The organism is Rothia uropygioeca, from assembly GCF_004136585.1.
Classification (GTDB): domain Bacteria; phylum Actinomycetota; class Actinomycetes; order Actinomycetales; family Micrococcaceae; genus Rothia.
On sequence record NZ_NOIR01000002.1, the window covers coordinates 294,701 to 314,240 of the forward strand.

General features: G+C 59.5%; 16 protein-coding genes and 1 tRNA gene. 2 read left to right on the plus strand and 15 right to left on the minus strand.

Annotation, left to right across the window (positions count from 1 at the left end; translation table 11 throughout):
* Nucleotides 1-16 precede the first annotated feature (16 nt).
* From EWR20_RS05595 to EWR20_RS05665, 15 genes are all read right to left on the minus strand, one after another.
* Nucleotides 17-1,009, minus strand: coding sequence for an FKBP-type peptidyl-prolyl cis-trans isomerase (locus EWR20_RS05595; RefSeq protein WP_129359655.1), 993 nt, complete (start codon nt 1,007-1,009; stop codon nt 17-19).
* A gap of 98 nt (nt 1,010-1,107) precedes the next feature.
* Nucleotides 1,108-2,541, minus strand: coding sequence for a Pup--protein ligase (pafA, locus tag EWR20_RS05600; protein ID WP_129359656.1), 1,434 nt, complete (start codon nt 2,539-2,541; stop codon nt 1,108-1,110).
* 5 nt (nt 2,542-2,546) lie between these two features.
* On the minus strand, nt 2,547-2,747 hold the full coding sequence (locus EWR20_RS05605) for a ubiquitin-like protein Pup (RefSeq protein WP_129359657.1): 201 nt from the start codon (nt 2,745-2,747) through the stop codon (nt 2,547-2,549).
* Nucleotides 2,748-2,766: 19 nt separating this feature from the next.
* Nucleotides 2,767-4,353 carry a depupylase/deamidase Dop gene (dop, locus tag EWR20_RS05610; protein ID WP_129359658.1) on the minus strand — a complete coding sequence of 529 codons (1,587 nt, stop codon included), beginning with the start codon at nt 4,351-4,353 and terminating at the stop codon, nt 2,767-2,769.
* Nucleotides 4,350-6,059 carry a proteasome ATPase gene (arc, locus tag EWR20_RS05615; RefSeq protein ID WP_129359659.1) on the minus strand — a complete coding sequence of 570 codons (1,710 nt, stop codon included), beginning with the start codon at nt 6,057-6,059 and terminating at the stop codon, nt 4,350-4,352. Before arc ends, dop begins: the two co-directional genes overlap by 4 nt.
* Before the next feature lie 26 nt (nt 6,060-6,085).
* Nucleotides 6,086-7,129: a tRNA (adenine-N1)-methyltransferase gene (locus EWR20_RS05620; RefSeq protein ID WP_238147605.1), complete on the minus strand. Its 1,044-nt coding sequence runs from the start codon at nt 7,127-7,129 to the stop codon at nt 6,086-6,088.
* A 100-nt stretch (nt 7,130-7,229) separates the two neighbouring features.
* The gene (locus tag EWR20_RS05625; RefSeq protein ID WP_129359660.1) at nt 7,230-8,336 is read right to left on the minus strand and encodes a site-2 protease family protein; all 1,107 of its coding nucleotides are present in this window, start codon (nt 8,334-8,336) and stop codon (nt 7,230-7,232) included.
* Nucleotides 8,337-8,341: 5 nt separating this feature from the next.
* Nucleotides 8,342-9,646 carry a cysteine--1-D-myo-inosityl 2-amino-2-deoxy-alpha-D-glucopyranoside ligase gene (gene mshC / locus EWR20_RS05630; RefSeq protein ID WP_129359661.1) on the minus strand — a complete coding sequence of 435 codons (1,305 nt, stop codon included), beginning with the start codon at nt 9,644-9,646 and terminating at the stop codon, nt 8,342-8,344.
* 42 nt (nt 9,647-9,688) lie between these two features.
* Nucleotides 9,689-10,519, minus strand: a complete 831-nt coding sequence (locus tag EWR20_RS05635) for an undecaprenyl-diphosphate phosphatase (protein ID WP_129359662.1) — start codon at nt 10,517-10,519, stop codon at nt 9,689-9,691.
* 113 nt (nt 10,520-10,632) lie between these two features.
* Nucleotides 10,633-10,953: a hypothetical protein gene (locus EWR20_RS05640; RefSeq protein WP_129359663.1), complete on the minus strand. Its 321-nt coding sequence runs from the start codon at nt 10,951-10,953 to the stop codon at nt 10,633-10,635.
* A 132-nt stretch (nt 10,954-11,085) separates the two neighbouring features.
* The gene (locus EWR20_RS05645) at nt 11,086-12,057 is read right to left on the minus strand and encodes an L-lactate dehydrogenase (RefSeq protein ID WP_129359664.1); all 972 of its coding nucleotides are present in this window, start codon (nt 12,055-12,057) and stop codon (nt 11,086-11,088) included.
* Nucleotides 12,058-12,447: 390 nt separating this feature from the next.
* Nucleotides 12,448-12,533 (minus strand) — tRNA-Leu (locus tag EWR20_RS05650).
* Nucleotides 12,534-12,653: 120 nt separating this feature from the next.
* Entirely contained in the window at nt 12,654-13,679 is a 1,026-nt protein-coding gene (locus EWR20_RS05655) for a MaoC/PaaZ C-terminal domain-containing protein (RefSeq protein WP_129359665.1), read from the minus strand.
* A complete protein-coding gene (locus EWR20_RS05660) occupies nt 13,679-15,025 on the minus strand; it encodes a 3-oxoacyl-ACP reductase (protein ID WP_129360130.1) in 1,347 nt (448 codons plus the stop codon). Before EWR20_RS05660 ends, EWR20_RS05655 begins: the two co-directional genes overlap by 1 nt.
* 35 nt (nt 15,026-15,060) lie before the next feature.
* On the minus strand, nt 15,061-16,365 hold the full coding sequence (locus EWR20_RS05665) for an acetyl-CoA C-acetyltransferase (protein ID WP_394342280.1): 1,305 nt from the start codon (nt 16,363-16,365) through the stop codon (nt 15,061-15,063).
* Between the two features lie 141 nt (nt 16,366-16,506).
* Here EWR20_RS05665 and EWR20_RS05670 point away from each other — a divergent pair, with 141 nt between their 5' ends.
* Complete coding sequence (locus EWR20_RS05670; RefSeq protein WP_165000965.1) at nt 16,507-17,208, plus strand: TetR/AcrR family transcriptional regulator; 702 nt, start codon at nt 16,507-16,509, stop codon at nt 17,206-17,208.
* Between the two features lie 56 nt (nt 17,209-17,264).
* Nucleotides 17,265-19,448 carry an acyl-CoA dehydrogenase family protein gene (locus EWR20_RS05675; RefSeq protein ID WP_129359668.1) on the plus strand — a complete coding sequence of 728 codons (2,184 nt, stop codon included), beginning with the start codon at nt 17,265-17,267 and terminating at the stop codon, nt 19,446-19,448.
* The last annotated feature ends 92 nt before the right edge of the window (nt 19,449-19,540 follow it).

A 19,540-nucleotide genomic window follows, 5' to 3' on the forward strand; every position in this document is an offset into this window, starting at 1 on the left:
ACCGCGTGGGTAGTTCCTATTGTTGGGGGTTGCCTTGCTGGGCCCCGGTCCCGCCTTGTTGCTGAGCCCCGGTCCCGCCTTGCGAACTCTGTGGCGGGTCGGCCTTGGATGTGCCCAGAATGTCGACGACGAAGACCAGAGGTCCCGCCGGTTGCTGGGAATCCGACCCTAGCTGTTCCTGCGTTCCGTACGCCTTGTCCGTGGGGACCTCGAGCAATACGCGGTCACCGACCTTCTTCCCCTTGAGACCCTCGGACCAACCCTTGATGACCTGATCCATTTGGAACCCGGTGGGGTCCTTGGTCCAGTTGGAATCGAATTGCTGCCCGTCGGACCATTTCACGCCCGAGTAATGAACGTAGACTTTTTGATCGTCCTTGATCTCATCGCCCTTGCCGTTGATGAGGTTCTGGGCCGTGATGCTCTTGGGCTCGTCCTGTCCTTCCGGGATTTTGATTTCGGGGCCGCTGTCCTTCATCGTGACGTTCGGCAAGCCCTCCTGCGGCGGTACTGCATCCCCCTCGGCCGACTTGGGCAACTTCTTGGACACAGTGTAGACCTCGACGGCGCTGGCATCCTCGGAGCTGCCTGAGGCCCCGCCCGAAGCTTCGTCACTCGGTTTCTTCGCATAGGCGAAGCTGGTGCCTACCTTGGTGTCCTTGAGAATGTCATAGACCTTAGGCAGTTTCTCCTTGAGCTGGTCGTTGACCGTAATGGTAATCGGAGAGCCCGAGTACGTATCGCCTTCGCTCTTCTGATCGGCGCCGTTGAAGACGGCAGCATCCACCAAGACCGTGTCGCCTTCATGGACCTCATCGCCATCACCGTCTTTGAGAATCCGAGTCTCGTCGTCATTGACCGACAAAGGAGTATCAAAGGAGACTGAGGGGGCCTTGCCCGCGCCCTGGTCCTTGAAATCCACGGAATCCAGGTCTTTGCCTCCCCCGCAGCCTGCCAAGGCCAGGGTGAGAACGACGGCCGCGGCCGAAAGTTTGAGAGATTTGCGCACTTCTGTATTCCTCGCTGTCGTGAGTGGGCGGTGCGTGCATCCTTTGTCGAGACACCGCACCGACTCTATTACAGGCACCCGTGGGTGCCAGATACGGATCAAATCAAAGGCGGCATGGCCGGTTGGGCCCGGCGCGTCGCACCCCGCATGACGCGAATGGACTCTTCGATGTCCTCATCGGTCGTAGCGAAGGGATCCTGGCATACATGCGACAAGGCCAACTGTTGGTTGATTTTGTAATGAACCCAGTCAACCGTGTAATCGAGGCCGGCCCCACGCGCAGCTTCGATGAAGCGTCCCCGCAATGCTGCCCTTGTTCGGGGAGGCTCGGACTGCGCCTGCGTCACAGACTCCTCGTCAACCCAACGTCGTGCAAGCCCCTTGCGTTCAAGAAGGTAATACACGCCGCGATCTCTTTTGATGTCGTGATAAGCAAGGTCGAGCTGAGCAATTCGTGCATGTGCATAGTCGGTTCCGAGCTTGTCCGCCGTGCGGTCAAGGAGCTTCTTCTTGATAGCCCAATCAATCTCCGTATCGATCGACGAGGTGTCCTGGATTTCGATCGCGTCCAGCGTTCTTTCCCACAGATCCAGGATGTATTCGGTCTCCGGCCGGGACGAGCCGGCGTCATCAATGTATTTCGACGCAGCGTCCAGGTAGTGCCATTGAAGTTCCAGACCGGACATGTGTCGCCCGTCCTTCAAGTCGACCGGCGTACGTCCGGTCATGTCATGGGACAACGTGCGCAACGCCTGGCCGGTATTAGCCAATTCGAGGTCCTCGAGCCCTTGATGGTCCTCGATCATTCGCAGAATGATGTCCGTCATACCGGCTCTGGCCAGCGTCGTCGTCTCCGACATATTCGAATCCCCGACGATCACATGGAGACGGCGGTAAAGGGAGGCATCTGCATGCGGCTCGTCGCGGGTATTGATCAGTGGACGAGAACGGGTCGTGGCTGACGACGCCGCTTCCCACACGTAATCGGCGCGCTGGGAGAAGGAATATGTGGCCTCCCCATCCCCCGGCGCGCCGTTGGTCTGCGGTGGGCCGGTCGGATGGACGCGTCCTGCACCTACGACGAGTTGTCTACTCACCAGGAAAGGGACGAGGAAGCGAACAAGCCGGGAGAACTCTGCTTTGCGGGACAAAAGGTAGTTCTCGTGAGAACCGAACGAGTTGCCGGCCGAATCGGCGTTGTTCTTGAAGAGATGCAGTTTGCCCTTCATGCCTTGCTGGTTCAGTGCGTCCTCGGCCTGAACCGCGAGTTTCTCGAAAAGTCGTTCACCGGCCTTGTCCTGACGGACAAGGTCCGTGAGATCCGAGCACTCGGCGGTCGCGTATTCAGGGTGCGACCCGACGTCAAGATACAACCGGGACCCATTCTCCAGGAATACGTTCGAGGAACGGCCCCACTCCACCACCGGCCGAAACAACTTGCGCGCTGCTTCTTCAGGGCCAAGGTGGCCTAAGCTGCTCATCGAGTACCGAATACCGAATTCAGTTTCGATACCGAAGATTCTTCGTTGCATGAAGCTCACTGTCCGCCCTTCTGAACGAAACCGCGCACATAGTCCTCCGCGTTCTCCTCGAGAACGCTGTCGATCTCATCCAGAATGTCGTCGGTCTCGCCAACCAGTCCTTGGTCGACGGGCTGCTGATTCCGGATCAGTTCCTGTTCCTGCTGGTTGCTCTGTTCCTTGTGCGTTTCTTGCGATGAATCGCGGAATTGCGCCATGTCAAAGGTTCCTTTCGGGTCACGGGATTCTACGGAGGCCGATTTTGTTCAAGGCCTGATGAGCGTTGTCGCTCGATTCGAGCGCCCTTTGTACGCGGGCTTTGGTGCAGTCGGCGGGCTCGTCCATGAGCCACCGATGAGTTCGATCCGTGGCGGGGTCGGTCACGGACAGAACTTCCCAACCCGCGGCCGATACCTGATGCGGCCAGCGAGCGGTCAATTTGCCGCGGAGGTAGGCTCGTGTGTCTTCCGGCGGCGTAGTCACGGCCTCGTCGACGTGTTCGGAATCTACCAGCGTCTTGATACGGCCGAGGGCGACCAATTTGGAATACAGGCTCTTTTCCGGTCTGAGGTCGGCATATTGGAGGTCCAAGGCCTGGATTTTGGGGTGGTCCACGCCGATTCCCCTCCCCTCGTACTGGTGTATCAGCGCCAATTTCGCGACCCAGTCCAGCCGATCTGCGAGGGACATGGGATTCGTTTCAAGTGCTTCCAGAACTTCGAACCATATTCGGAACGTTGCTGCGGATTTCTCCGAACGCCAACCTTCCCTGTCGGCCAGGTTATGGGCGGCTTCCGCATAGGTCCGTTGGATTTGAACCGCGCTCATGCGCCGACCGTCGCGAAGTTCGAGCAATGTGGTCAGTTCCAGGTCGTGGCTGACCAGTTTCATGGCTTCGACAGGTCGCGCGAGCTGGAGATCGGGCAGCGCTCTGTGTTCGATCAATGTCAGTACGGCGGCTGCGCTGGCGAGCTTGAGCAGAATCGATGTGTGGGCAAGGTTGGAATCACCCGTGATCACATGAAGTCGACGGTACCTTTCGGGATCTGCGTGTGGCTCGTCCCGCGTATTGACGATGGGACGCCGGATGGTGGTTTCCAGGCCGATTTCACGTTCGAAGAAATCCGCACGCTGGCTGATTTGGTAGCCCGGGCGCACGCTGTCCGCCCCGATGCCGGCTCTGCCCGCACCCGTCATGACCTGACGGGTGGCCAGGTAAGGGATGAATTCCCGGGCCAGAACCTGAAAATCCTGGCTCCGAGGAACGAGATAGTTCTCATGGGCACCATAGGAGACTGACTTATTGTCCGTGTTGTTCTTGTACAGATGGATCGCTTCAGGCCACGTATTGGCGTATCTCTGAGCAACGGACCCCGCCGCGGCCGCGGCGATCTTGTCTCCCGCGAGGTCCCATCTCGTGGCGGCCCACGGATTAGTCGTTTCGGGCGCTGAATACTCAGGATGCGCGTGATCCACGTAGAACCGGGCCCCATTGGGCAGTATGCGGTTCATAACTGCCCTGTCCCAGAAGGCCGGACTGAGCATGTCCGGCGATTCCTCGTACAGTTCCCGAGCGACGTCCTCACTGGTCAACACGTGACCTTGATGAGTCAATTGGCTGGGATGCGCCTCGGAAGCACCCATGTGGAAACCGCGGGCGTCCTCGAGAGGACTCTCCGACTCGTAATCCCACCCTGCGTCGGCCGCCGCGTTCGGGTAACTGTCCACCACGAGGGTAGAGAGCACCGATTCATTCGCCGCCGGTTTGGCCGGACAGATCACCCCGAATTCGGTTTCGGTTCCCATGATTCGGTCGAAAATCACGATGCCGCCCTCTCGTCCTCGCGCGCTCGGGTCGCCGATTCCGGCGGTTCGATGCCCGCAAGCGGCACGGAATAACCGATATAGCTCAGCCAGTCCTCGACGTCCCCGCGGGAGGCGGAGTCACGCTGTTGTTCAAATTCGTCCCGAGCGCTTTCCTTCAGGTGCTCGGAGGTCAAGCCCTTGTATCCATGATCCAAGTAATTCTTGATGGCAAGCTTCTTGGCTCGGTCCACGATATTCCGAATGAGCGCACCCGAGAGGAAATCGGACCAGTACGTCTGAATTCGGCGGCCATCCGTCAGGACCGCATCAAGGTAGCGGTGCTCCTCGTCACGAGTGAAAACGTCCGCAACGAGATCTTGGATCATCGAGGCAACCGTGGCCTTTCGATCACCATCGTGCTGTGCCACTTCGTGTTCACCCAGCGGCAGGCCAGCGTGGACGTAAAGACCGAAGATTTCCCCTGTACCGCGGTAATCCGGACGGTCGATCCGAACTTTGACGTCCAGCCGACCGGGACGCAGGACGGCCGGATCAATCATGTCCTCACGGTTGGTTGCCCCGATGACAATCACGTTGTCCAAGGATTCGACGCCATCGATCTCGGCCAGCAGCTGCGGGACGATGGTGGTCTCGACGTCCGAGGACTTACCGGCACCGCGCGTGCGGAACAGGGATTCCATCTCATCGAAAAAAATGACCACGGGATTGCCCGCCGTGGCTTTGTCTCGGGCTCTGGAAAAGATCGCGCGAATCTGACGTTCCGTCTCTCCCACGAACTTATCCAGTAACTCGGGGCCCTTGATATTGAGGAAGTAACCCCTGAGTTTGCCGTCCGGTTGTTCGCTGGTCATACGATCCGCTAGTGCCTTGGCTACCGCTTTGGCGATCAAGGTTTTGCCATTTCCGGGCGGGCCGTACAGCAGGATCCCTTTGGGCGGCTTGAGATCGTGTTCCCGATACAGCTCGGGGTGCAGGAAAGGCAGTTCGACGGCATCGCGGATCTGCTCGATCTGAGCTGAGAGCCCGCCGATGTTCTCGTAAGAAACGTCCGGTGTTTCTTCGAGTACCAGCTCTTCGGCCTCCGTCTTCGGCACTAAGGTCAATGCAACCCCGCTGCTGGAATCATAGGCAACGGCATCGCCGATCTTGATGTCCTGACCCGCGAGTTGACCGGAGCGCAGCACCACGATCTGAGTGTTGGCACCGGTTCCCAGGACCAGACGGTCGGATCCGATGAGTTCGCGAACGCTCGCAATCTCACCGGTCTGCCGATAACCGACACATGCGCAGGCGCCCACGGTTTCGGTCAACAGAACCGTCATGCCTACTTGGACGTCGTCGATATTCAGCACCGGGCTGACCGGTACTCTGACTGTCCTTCCGCCCATGACGACGTCGAGGCTCGCTTGAGTTGTCACGAGCGGCGGGGCTTCTTCCGTCAACGAAGCTGCCGATAGATTCCGTTTGTTCACCCTGAGAACCTGAGCCTGGTTCATAGGGGCCTCAAGGTCCTGGGAGATGACCTGCTTGAGGCGCTGAATATCCCCTCGTGCGGTCTGGAGAGCGTGGACGAGCTTCTCATTGCGCACGTTGGTGTCTTTGAGCTGCTTATTGAGCTCTATGCGCTGGTCACGCAGCGTGTTCACCTGTCGCAACGTCATCTCGAAATCTCGCGGGTTAATTGTTGAGTCAGACTCGGCCATGGCTTAAGCATTGCACTGAGGCAAGGCTACTCTCCACTCGGGTCCGCATCGTGGCCGCTTTCGGCTGAACGTTCCGCAAGATTCTGGGCGTCCCGAGCGGCACGCCGAAGCTTCCGATCGGATACATTTCTTTCACCCAACGCCATTGGAGTCCACGCATTCATGTCTTCCTCGGTGAAGTCCGTCTTCGACGCGCGCCGTTTCGGGGCCAGCCTCTGAGACCCATCCGCTAGGCGACGGGCAGAGATCAAGAATCCGGTGTGTGCGACCATGCGGTGGTCCGGCCTGACCGCGAGACCTTCGACGTGCCAACCTCGAACCATGGTTTCGAATGATTCGGGCTCCGTAAAGCGACCATCGGCCCGAATGGCCTCGGCTACACGCGACAATTGCGTCACGGTCGCCACATAACACATCATGACGCCTCCGGGAACCAGAGCCGTAGCGACCGTCGAAACGCATTCCCACGGTGCCAACATGTCCAGGATCGCGCGGTCGACGGTACCCGGAGATTCGTATTCACCCAACTGTTCCGCCAGATCGCCCAGGGTCAATTCCCATGCCGGATGGGCGCCGCCGAACATGGTTTCCACGTTTCCTTGAGCGATCTGAGCGAACTCTTCCCGCCTTTCGAAAGAACGCAGATGTCCGGAATCGCCGATCGCGCGAAGAAGAGAAATGCTGAGTGCTCCCGATCCGACGCCCGCCTCGATGACCCGGGCGCCCGGGAAAACGTCGGCCATGGTGATGATCTGTCCCGCGTCTTTGGGGTAGACCACCGCGGCGCCACGGGGCATCGAAAGGACAAAGTCTTTGAGCAATGGCCGTAGAGCCTGGTACTGGATACCGGCCGAGTTGGCGATCACGGTGCCCTCCGGCTGGCCTATCAGGTCGTCGTGCGCCAGAACGCCTCGGTGAGTATGGAATTCCCCACCGTCCACCAGGGTAATGGTGTTCATACGGCGGCGTTCATCCGTCAGCTGGACGCGCTCTCCGGGTCTGAATGGACCTCGCCGGTTCTGAGCGCCGGTAGCCATTTCTCCGTGGTATTCCGAGGTTCCTGAGGCCATGAAAGTGCGACTCCTTCAGTTGGGGGTAAGTCATTGAAGATCGAGCAACATTCTCTCACGCTTGGTTCCGACCGATGTCGCCTGTCGCAGCCCCAGAGTTCTACTGCTGACCTGGCTGCGCTCTTTTGACGGCGTCGATGACATCGGACTCGAACAGGACAGCGTTCTGACCGTTCCACGAGGCCACAGGCCAGATTCTTCCGGGAAGCTGAGCAATGTGCGACACAAGTGCCTGCCCGTTGAGTCCGGCCGGTACGGGACGGTCCCAGGCAACGGCGACCATCAGGGTCTCTGCCGTGGCCGAAGCGTCTCCGGCGGCATCGGCAGCCATCATCGCTTGACCGTCCACGACTCCGAGCCCCCGACCGTCCTGATCAGTTACAGCGAAGACGCCCCTGGCATTGGAAAGGGGCGGGAACTCGCTGAGCGGCAGGGATGCGGCGACGGGCGTGGTCGGGCGGGCGAGAGCCGCAACCGACAAGCCTCCGACTGCCTGCCGTACCTTGATACTGCGGTAGGCCTGCATAGATCCGGTCATCACAATGAATGCAACCATGAACGTCAGGACGACCATTCCGACGCTATGCCAAGCCCCAGAGAGTACAAGCCACGCCAGAAGTGCGGCGGCCGTCAGGAACCCGAAAAACACCGCTGTGCGGGTCCCGGTGTCTCTCTTGCCCGTCATTTTCCACACGATGGCTTCGACGGCGTAACCACCGTCGAGCGGAATGCCCGGGAGCAGGTTGAATATCCCGACGAATCCATTGGATGTGGTGAGAAGGTAGAGCACGAGGGCGGGCCAACCGCTGACTCCGGTCCAGGCCATCGCGGCCCAACCGATACCAGCGAGTATCAGATTCGCGACTGGCCCGGCCAGAGATACCAGGGCGGATCGGCCTGCGTCCGAACGTCCCGACTGAAAAGTCGTGTGTCCGCCCATCAGCGTCAGGTTGATGCCACCGACGGACCAGCCGAACGACTTCGCCGTCAGGCCATGGCTGAGTTCGTGGATCAGGACCGACACCGCAAGGAGAACGGCAAAGGCCAGGGCCGCGAGGTAGGCTCCGGGTCCCAGCCACGAGAAACGATTCGTAAGGTAGCTTCCGTAGCCGAAAACGATCAGAAGCGTGAGAACGAACCAGGAGCGAGAAAGACGCACGGGTATTCCCGCAATTCGCCCGATGAAGAGCCCTTCAGCTGAATTCATGGTTCTCAGACTGCTACGCCGAGACGCGCCCGAATCAAGTCAGATACGGCCTCTGGATCACCGGAAGGCTCACCGGCCAGTGCCTTCGAAGCCCAGTTGTCAACGGCCCGTAGCGCGGTCGGTGCATCCAAATCCTGCGACAAGGCCTGACGTACTTCATCGACCAACTTGTCACTGGGTCCGGTGTCTTCTGGAGCAGTTGAACCGGATGTTCGAAGCGCTTTTCTCCAGGACTCGAGTCGTCGAGTCGACTCGTTCAAGAGTTCGTCGCTCCAGGACCAGTCGGATCGATAATGATTGGCCAGGATAGCCATACGAATTGCTGCCGGGTCGACACCCTGCTGGCGCAATGCCGAAACGAGCACCAGATTGCCTTTGGACTTGCTCATCTTTTCGCCGTCGAGCCCCACCATTCCGGTATGAGCGTAATGCTCGGCCATGAGATCGCCCGTCATTGCAAATGCGTGTCCGGCACCCATCTCATGATGGGGGAACCGCAAGTCGTTACCGCCTCCTTGCACCGTATACGGCATGCCGAGATAGCGTTCGGCGATCACGGTGCATTCGATGTGCCACCCGGGCCTGCCCGGCCCGAGGGATCCGCCATTCCATTGTGGTTCACCATCACGGTGCGTACGCCACAACAAGGCGTCGAACGGGTCATGTTTGCCGGGCCGATCCGGGTCTCCCCCGCGTTCGGCAAAGAGCGGCGCCATCTCGCGTTCCGAATAGTTGGAAACATATCCAAGGAACCATCGGGCAGGATCGTTGCGAGTGTCTGCGGCCTTCCGCACGCTGAAGTAGACGTCTCCGCCGGGGTGCTCGTTGCCTTCGTCGTCGACGTAGCCTTCGACTCGATACGCCAAATCGTCGGCGAGCATTTGTTCGACCCACGGAACAATCCAGTCGACCGATTCAGTGGCGCCGATGTAATGCTGCGGAGGGATCACCTCGAGCGCTTCCATGTCGGCACGGAAAAGGTCGGTCTGACCTTCCGCCAATGCCTCCCATTCGACTCCGGTCTGTTCGGCCCGTTCGAGCAGCGGATCGTCGACGTCGGTCACGTTCTGTACGTAGTTCACGTCAAAACCGGCGTCGCGCCACGCACGGTTCAAGAGGTCGAAAGCAACGTAGGTTGCGGCATGACCCATATGAGTTGCGTCATAGGGAGTGATCCCACAGACGTACAAGGAGGCCGAGGAGCGTTCTCGAGGAAGCTGAACTATCTCGTTGAGGCGGGAGTCAAAGATCGACGGAACTGGAGCGTGATCGTCGAGCGCTGGGATGTTGGGGGCGGACCAGGCGCGCATAGGTACCTTTCAAGTGAAGACGTGTGTGGTGAGGCGAGCTCATTAGGCTGCGATGACGCCGGTTCCCAGCAGAACAAAGACGATGGCGCCGGCCGCGATGCGGTACCAGACGAAGACGTTGTAGCTGTGGGAGGAGATGAACTTCAGCAGCCAACCGATCATGACGTAGCCCACCGCGAAGGCGATGACTGTCGCGAGGAGAGTCGGCCCGAAGGAATAGAAGTCATCGAAGCCCCCCGAGAGCGACTTCGCCAGTTTGTACAGGCCGGACAAAAAGACGGCCGGGATGGCCAGCAAGAAGGAATACCGTGTGGCAGCCTCACGGGTGTATCCCATGAAGAGGCCCGTCATAATGGTTCCGCCCGAACGGGAAACGCCGGGTATCAAGGCCAGTGCCTGACCCAGACCGTAGAAAATACCGTGTTTGATCGTGAGGTCCTTGACCTCGAGCTGTTCTCTGCCGATGCGGTCCGCAATCGCCAGGAATACGCCGAAGACGATCAGCATCGTCGCGGTAATCCACAGGCTACGAAATTCGGTGTCGATGTAATCCTGCAGAAGCAGCCCGAGGACACCGATCGGAATGGACCCGATGATGATGAACCAACCCATCCGAGCATCCGGATCCGACTTCTCGACCTTGCCGAAGAGAGAACCGAACCATCGCGAGATGATGCGGACAATGTCCCGCCAGAAGAACAGGAGAACCGCAACCTCCGTGCCCAACTGGGTCACGGCCGTAAATGCGGAGCCCGGATCCTGCGTATTGGGGAGCAACTGCCCAACAATGCTGATATGTGCCGATGACGAAATCGGGATGAACTCTGTGAGGCCTTGTACTAGACCGAGGATAATTGCTTGAAACCATGCCACGGTTCGACTCTACATAAAGGCGCGGTGAACCCGCTCCAGGCAGTCCCGGTTGTGCGGGAAGTTACAGCCAACTCGGGGGAGCTACACAGGGCAGCCGGTCTCATTCAACCGGTCTATTTGAGATCTTCGCCTTCGATATCGTCCAGATCTTCGTCGAGGTCGTCGTCTTCGTTCTCTTCGAGATCTTCATAGTCCTCGTCGAAGCTGTCTTCCTCGTCCTCATCATCTTCGTCTTCGACGAATACTTCGAGAGGAGTGACCTCATTGAAGGCAACATAGATGGCGTCTTCGTAGACTTCGAACGCATCCGCGATGCCCAAATAGGCGTTTTCGACGGCGGTGTCCTGCTCGCCGCGCTTGGCGGCCAAGGCAGTGAGGTGTTCTTCGAATGCCTGGATGAGCGAGTTGAGCGCGACGCGCGGATCGGTAGTCATACCTCTAAACTATCCGACTTTCCCCCGCGTGGAAACACCGGTGCCCGGGCGGGTGCCCGGCAGGGCAGCCTGCGGCCCTGCCCTACCCGCCCGGACTCCGCTTCGGTGGTGAGTCTCACATCATCCGTGTGGCTAAGAGCTGAAGCCGAGGCTGCGCAGCGAGGACTCCAATGTTTCAGCTGAACGTTGTAGAAGTTCGATTTCCCGCTCATCCATGGGCACTTGCAGAGTCCTTTGGGCTCCGCCGTAACCGACCAAGGTGGGGACCGAAAGGGCGATATCGGAAACACCGTAGTAGTCATCCAGAACGGTTGAGACGGGTAGCACCGAATTCTGGCCCATGAGTACGGCCTCGGCGATACGTGCACCCGAGAGACCTATCGCGTAATTGGTTGACCCTTTTCCCTGGATGACCCGGTACGCCGCACGCATGGCTTGTTCCGCCAGCGCGGATTTTTTCTCTTCGGAGAAGAGCTGTTCCCCGGAGGCCGTGGTCCACTCATCGATAGGAACCTGCCCGATATTCGCCTGCGACCACAACGGGAATTCGGAATCTCCGTGCTCGCCGACAATCATCGCGTGCACGCTACTGGTGGACACTTCGGCCTCGCGGCCGACCATCCACCGCAAACGGGAGGAGTCCAGGACGGTCCCGGATGAGAACACCCGCTCCCGAGGCAGACCCGTGACCTGTTGAGCGACCACGGTGAGCACGTCGCAGGGGTTCGTCACGAACATGTAAACCGCTTCGGGCGAGACCTTCATGAGCTGCGGCAAGAGGCTCTCCAGGATTCTGACGTTTGCGCCAGCCAATTCGAGGCGGGGCTGCCCCGGCGCCTGACGCGCACCCGCGGTCACAATGATCATGTCGCAGCCGCGAAGTATTTCGAGGTCTCCCCCGCCGACCACCGGTGTTCCTCCGGCGAACATCGAACCATGAGCGATATCGAGCGCTTCCGCTTCAGCGCGGTCGGCGGCGACATCGTAGAGAACAACCTCGCTGGCTGAATTTCGTATCACTGATGCATAAGCCATCGCGCTGCCGACGCCACCAGCACCGACGATGCCGAGCTTGGTGCGTGCCATTTCCGATGCGGATCCCATGATGGATTTCCTTTCGCCATTCCGGTCCCTTCTCCCGGGAACCGGACCGCTCCCAGTATCCCACGTATTTCGATTCTTTGGGTGGTTTTATGTTGGATTGTGAGGGGTTTTGGGGAGGCATGTTTCATAGGAGCCTAGGATTGCCCGTCAGGCTCAAAAGGTGGACTCGACCTTATCGGAGCGAGCCCCTGAGGCGGTCTTCTCCTCAGGAACGCGCGTAGACCATGTGGAGGCGCCGCTTAGGCTGCATCAGCTTTCGGTCCGGAACGTGTGAATGGTTGCGATTATCCTCGCCCTCACTCATGCCGAATGAAACTCGACCGAGAGGTAGGACCGCTTAAAACGAATTGGGCCGTGACATCGCTGTGATATCACGGCCCAACCTTGTTGTGCGCGAGGGGGGACTTGAACCCCCACCCTCTAATACGAGGACTAGCACCTCAAGCTAGCGCGTCTGCCTATTCCGCCACCCGCGCAGGTGACCTCGGAAGCTGGCTTCCGGGCAACGAGTAATAACTTACTTGATGCTCCGGTTGGGCGCAAATCCTTGGGGCCACGCGGGACGGTGACGCTCGACACAAGCTCCCGGTTTGGGGTCAGTCCTGGTCCGGGTGAGCTTCTGGGCCGCGCCACGAGAAATCGAAGTTCTTGCGGTTCTTCTGGCCTATACCCCGCAGGACGACCTCTGAACGAGTCCCATGATCCAGGTCGCGCCATATTCCGACCTTGGTCGGCAGGAAGACAGGAGAGCCGAACTCAACGCTCCATGAGCAGGGTGCAGCCGGATCTCGAGTCGCCTGAGTCAGAGCGCGAGACGCGCAGTACATGCCGTGAGCGATTGCGCTCTTCATTCCGAAGATCTTGGCCGTGGCGTTGCTGAGATGGATCGGGTTGGCGTCACCTGAGGCTTTCGCGTAGGAACGTCCAGTCGCCGAGGGCAGGCGCCACATTCCGATCAGGGTGAATCCGTCGCGCGGGTCGGGCCGTTGCTCTCGACCTTCCGAAATGTCGGAAGTTGAGGTGCCGTTTTTCCGGTTGTTCGACGCGGGAGCCTCCTTGGACAGGTAGACGGATTCGTCCGTGAACGCCAGTTCACCGGACTCATCCCAGATCTCGGCGAGAATGGTGACGGTCGTGCCGCGACGGTGTTTTCCGAATCCCTTGACTTGCACCCTGATTTTGACGGTCGAGTCTACCGCGACCGCTCGATGATGGACCACAGAATTTTTCAGGTGGATCAGGCCGAGCAGGCGCAGAGGAAACGATTTCTTCGTCATCAGCTCAGTCGACAACGGGAACGTGACGGCGTGTAGATATCCGCCGTGCGCGTGGCCTGTAGCGCTGGCTCCAACCACCTGGCAGAATTTCTGATTATCGGCCGAGCCCAGTCTGATGCGGTGATCGACCGCGGGTAACGCGGACGGGCTGGGCAGCACTTGCCGAGGAGACGATGCTTCGGAATCGTGACCTGGTCGCCGCTTCTCAACGGCGCTCCCCAGCTCTTTCCCCAGTATGTTCAAGTACATACCTGCAGGGCCGGCCTTGTCTCGGAGGTACTTCGGATTCAACGCGGGCACGTCCCGCCCTATGAGCTGCTTCGCAGAAATGCGTGGGAGTTTCATTACGCACCCACCATGGACTGTCCGCAGACGCGCAGAGTCTGCCCGTTGATGCCGGCCGCAGCATTCGACGCCAGAAAACCAACCGCCTGGGCTACGTCTTCGGGCTTTCCGCCCTGTTGCATCGAATTGAGCCTCCGAGCAACTTCACGGGTCACAGTGGGCATCGCGTTAGTCATCTCGGTTTCGATGAAACCGGGTGCGACGGCATTGATCGTGCCGCCAGCCTGGGCAAAATCGACTGCCAGAGCAGAGACCATGCCAATGATTCCAGCTTTGGATGCCCCGTAGTTGGTCTGCCCCCGGTTGCCTGCGATGCCGCTCGTCGATGCCAAGGACACGACGCGCGGATTGGGCCCCAAGGCGCCCGAGTCCAGCAGTTGACGGTTCATGGCCAGCTGGGCGGCCAGGTTGACGGTCAAGACTGATCCCCATTTCGCTTCGTCCATATTGGCCAGCATCTTGTCGCGGGTGATCCCTGCGTTATGAATCACGATGTCGAGGCGACCGAAGTGCTTCTTGGCGGCTTCCGCGATCCTTGCACCGGCATCGTCCTGGGTAATATCCAGCTGGAGCGCCAGTCCCCCAACGCTGTTGGCGACTCTGGACAGCGCCTCCCCCGCGGCCGGGACGTCGACCAGGATAATGCTTGCACCGTCATCGTGGAGTCGACGCACGATCGCCTCGCCGATGCCGCGAGCCGCGCCCGTGACCACGGCGACCTGTCCACTGACCGGAGTTTCGGGGTCGACCGTATGTGGCTTCGCGGGCTCAACGTTCACAGGTTGACCACTGACGTAGGCCGAACGCGCCGAGAGGAGAAATCGAAGTGGCCCCTCGACGCTCTCGTCATCGGGCCTGAGCTCCGGCGAGAGATTCAGCTGATTGCACGTCGCGCCCTTGCGCATCTCGTGAGCCAAGGAGCGCATGAACCCGACCACGCCCGCTTGAGTTGCAGTGATCTCCGCAGCGTTCGGGGACTCGATGCCTTCCGTCGATCGACCGAGCACGATCACGCGGCCCGAACTGCCGAGGCTTCGCAAGGCAGCGCCGACCGTCAGGGCACCTTTTTGTAGGTCACCAGGCTTCTCTGCCTCGGTGAAATCAGCGATGATCGCACCGTAACGGGTGTTCGTTTCCGGATGTCGGCGAACCTCCAAGCCCCAATTGAGCAATTTGTCGGCCAACCCATCGACGCTCTGACCTCCAACGACAAGAACTTTGCGGTCTTTCAGCAAGTCCTGGTGCGGCTCGTAGCGTCGAAGCTCCACCGGCTGAGGCAGACCCAACGCCCCTGCCACTTTCTTGCCCACGGACGAGTTCACGATCTGTGCGTATGAATCCTTCATCATTTGGCTGTCTCCTCGCAGAATTCTTTGGTTGGCTACTTGGCAGGCTGATCCGCTTCGAGGATCATGGTCACGCCGAGACCTCCGGCGGCGCACACCGAGATCAGGCCGCGCTGGGATTTGCCTGTCTCTTGGGCCGAGTCGTGTAGTTGTTTGGCAAGTGTTGCGACAATGCGTCCACCCGTCGCGGCAAAAGGATGCCCGGCGGCCAAGGAGGATCCGTTAACGTTGAGCTTGCTCCGATCGATCGATCCCACGGCGGAGTCGCGGCCCAATTTCTCATGGGCGAACTCTTCCGATTCCCAAGCCTTGAGATGGCACAGGACCGTCGAGGCGAATGCCTCATGTATCTCGTAGTAGTCGAAATCGCCCAGTTCAAGATTGTTCCGCTCGAGCAACTTCGGGACGGCGTACGCCGGGGCCATGAGGAGGCCTTCTTCTCCATTGACGAAGTCGACCCCAGCCGCCTGGGCATCGACGATGCGCGCGAGCGGCGTGAGCTGGCGCTCTTCCGCCCACTCCAAACTTCCCAGAAGAACCGCCGAGGCACCATCGGTCAACGGCGTGGAATTTCCGGCGGTCATGGTTGCTTCTTCCGGCAGGCTGCGCCCGAAAGCCGGGTTCAATTTTCCCAACTTCTCAAGGGTCGAATCCGCACGAAGATTGTTGTCCTTGCTGAGCCCGCGGAAACCCGTCAGGAGATCATCGAAGAATCCCCGCTCGTACGCGGCAGCCAGGTTCTTGTGACTGGTCAGAGCCAACTCGTCCTGGTCTTCACGCGAAATCCCCCAGGCGGCCGTGGTGATCGCCTGGTGTTCACCCATCGACAGCCCTGTGCGGGGTTCCCCGGTGCTCGGGGCGGAAGGCTTGATATCCGCGGGGCGGATCTTGGATACGGCAGCCAAACGCTGTTTCAGTGTTTTGGCCCGAGACAACTCCAAGAGCCCGCGACGGAGTCCCTCGGAGACCACGATCGGCGCGTCGGAGGCGGAATCCACGCCGCCGGCAACCGCGGAGTCCATCTGGCCTAGCCTGATCTTATTGCTCAGACCCCAGACGGTCTCCAACCCCGTTGCGCAGGCCTGTTGGACGTCATACGCGGGCGTCGACGAGGCGAACGCCGAACCGAGCACGGCCTCACGGGTCAGATTGAAATCCTTCGAATGTTTGAGGACGGCTCCAGCAGCGACCTCGCCCACCTGCTGACCTGCGAGTCCGTAACGAGCGGCCAACCCGTCAAACGTGGTGGTGAGCATATCGAGGTTGCTTGCCGAGGCATAGGCCCCATTGGAACGCGCGAAAGGAATTCGGTTGCCGCCGAGTACGTAGGCCTGAGACATGGATCCTCCGGATCGTAGATGCAGGGCGATCGTGCCGCGACGGGCCGAATGGCTCGTCATCGTGCTCCGGTCGGATACCACTCGGCATCGCCCTTGTGACTGGGGTTACAAAATACAAGAGTACCTGATACTCTGCGTATCGTGAATACCAAAGAGAGCCTTGATGAGCGGAAAGATGATTCCGCTCCGGCAAGTTCCCTGGACGGCAGGGTCACACGGTGGGACACGCATCGGCGTGTCCGCCGTCGGCAGCTTCTGCGTGAGGCCAGAAAGGCGATCCACAAGCTCGGGCCTCAGGCCTCGATGGAAGAGATTGCACAGCATTCGGGAACATCCAAGTCGGTGTTCTACAGATACTTCACGGACAAAGCAGGACTCAGCCAGGCGCTGGGAGAATTCCTTCTGGCCGGAATCGAGCCGAAAATCGCGGAGGCCGCCCGCAGCGGCTCCACGCCTCAGGATGTTGTTCAACGCATGATCGATGTGTACCTGACGATGGTCCAGCGATCACCCGCCATTCATGAATTCGTCACAACTCAGGCGGGATTGGGCTGGACGCGAGCCGAAGACGACGAGAATCCCACCGCTTCCCTGGGCCATTTCGCCGACCACATGGCGATCCTGCTCCTCGGCTCCCTCCGTTCCATACCCAACGGGTTGAACAAAACATCCATCGAAGATGAGTTGGTTTTGGATTACTGGGCCCGCGCGGTCGTTGGAATGGTCAACTCGGTGACGGACAAGTGGAGCCGCTCCAACGCGCTGGGAGAGGGACCTCCACGAGAAATCGTCGTCGAGAGACTGACCCAATGGATTCTCATGCCGCTCCAGGACTCTCGATGAAACCCACTCATCCAATCCACGAACACACAGACAGCCCCAAGACCACAGGAGGAACCATGCCCCTCAACGAAAACGTCTCGACCGGCGGGAACGAAACAGACAACCTCTCGGAGCAGCGCGCGCCACACAAAGGTTCTCCTGAGCCCCTCTCGCAAGGACCGGTCGAAGAAATTCAGGCCGTGCAGGATCCGCAGGCCGCCGGCACGATTGACGTCACAGCGATCCAAGACGAGCTCATGGGCAAGTGGAAGGACATCCGTCAGTACACGCGGGACATCATCGAGGATCCGGATCTTCACAAGATCGACACCGATTCGTACCAGGATCAGCGCAAGCGCGTCTCTCGGCAACTCGAGGTCCTTGTCGACAAAGGGGTCGTTCACCGCGCCTACCCGAAGTACGTCGGCGGGCAGGAAAACCCGGGCGGCAACATCGCTGGATTCGAGGAATTGGTTGCCGCAGACCCGTCTCTGCAGATCAAGGCCGGGGTCCAGTGGGGATTGTTCGGGGCAGCGGTCCATCAACTCGGCTCGGAAGAGCATCATCGGAAATGGCTTCCGGACATCATGTCCTTGAAGACACCCGGTGTTTTCGCGATGACGGAAATCGGTCACGGATCGGACGTCGCCTCCGTCGGTACGACGGCGACCTTCGACGCCGAAAGCGGCGAATTCGTCATCAACACACCGTTCAAAGCCGCCTGGAAGGACTACCTCGGCAACGCGGCCCAGGACGGCAAGGCAGCGGTGGTTTTCGCGCAACTCATCACTCGCGGCGTGAACCACGGCGTACACGCTTTCTACGTCCCCATTCGGGATGAGGAGGGCTATAACCTACCGGGAATCACCTCGGAGGACGACGGCCGCAAAGGAGGGCTGAACGGCGTGGACAACGGCAGGCTCGCTTTTGACCACGTCAGAATCCCCCGGACCAATCTGCTCAACCGATACGGCGACGTCGCCGAAGACGGTACATACTCCTCCCCCATCGATTCGCCAGGTCGCCGCTTCTTCACGACCCTCGGCACTTTGGTTCAGGGCCGTGTGTCGCTGGACGGGTCGGCGATCAACGCAGCGAAGATAGGGCTGAGCATTGCGATTCGGTACGCCTACGAACGCCGTCAATTTTCCGCGGGCGGGGATGCGGAAGCCACGCTCATGAGCTACCAGCTGCATCGTCGCCGACTCCTGCCTTTGTTGGCCACGACCTACGCGCAAGCATTAGCCCACCACGATCTGTTGGAGACTTTCGACGAAGTGTTCTCAGGACGCCAGGACACCCCTGAGAACCGCGCCGAACTCGAAACCTTGGCGGCGGCGTTGAAACCGATGTCGACATGGAATGCCCTGGAAACTCTCCAGGAGTGCCGGGAAGCCTGCGGAGGATCCGGGTTCATGACGAAGAACCGGTTCACATCCCTGTACCAGGACCTCGACGTCTACGCGACCTTCGAGGGTGACAACCACGTTCTGCTCCAGCTCGTTGCCAAGCGTCTACTCGGCGATTATTCGAAGGAATTCGCCGCACTCGATTTCGGGACCATCACCAAATACGTGTCGTCCCGCGCCGAGGATCTCGCGGTCAATCGGACAGGATTGCGCCGCGCCGCACAAATACTTCAGGACACGGGAGACCAGAGGAAGTCTGCCAAGGCCCTCAAAGATCCAAAGCTGCAGAGAGATCTCTTGGGCGACAGGGTCCACACGTTGATCGCAGAGGCTGCGGATGCGTTGCGTCCGGCCAAGAAGATGCGCCCCGAGGAGGCGACCCAAGTCTTCAACACGCAACAGGTCAAATTGATCGAGGCGGCTCGATCGCACGCGGAGCTGCTTCAGTGGGAGGCCATGACGGAGTCCCTGACCAAACTCGAGGGCAAGACTGCCGAAGTTATGACATCTCTGCGAGATCTCTTCGGAATGACCCTGATCGAGAAGAACCTGGGTTGGTATATTTCCTACGGCCTGGTTTCCACGCAGCGCGGACGTGCCCTGGGCGAATACATCAATCACCTGCTCGAGAAGATCGAACCATTTTCGTTGCAATTGGTCGAGGCTTTCGGCTTCAAACAGGCACATTTGCGAGCCGAGATTTCGAGCGGAATCGAGGCCGTGCGCCAGTCCGATGCTTCGGAGTACTTCCGGAAGCTCAGGGCTTCATCAGATGCGCCCGTTGATGAAAAGACCTTGAACAAGATGAAGCGCAAACAGAAGACTCAGCATTCCTCGAAGAAAAAGCGCTGAACCGGAACTACACGGTGGTGAAGCGGACCGTCTTTTTGCTGAGGCGGTCCGCTTTTCACTCCTCGGCCGCGGCCGAGGGAATGACCTGAAAC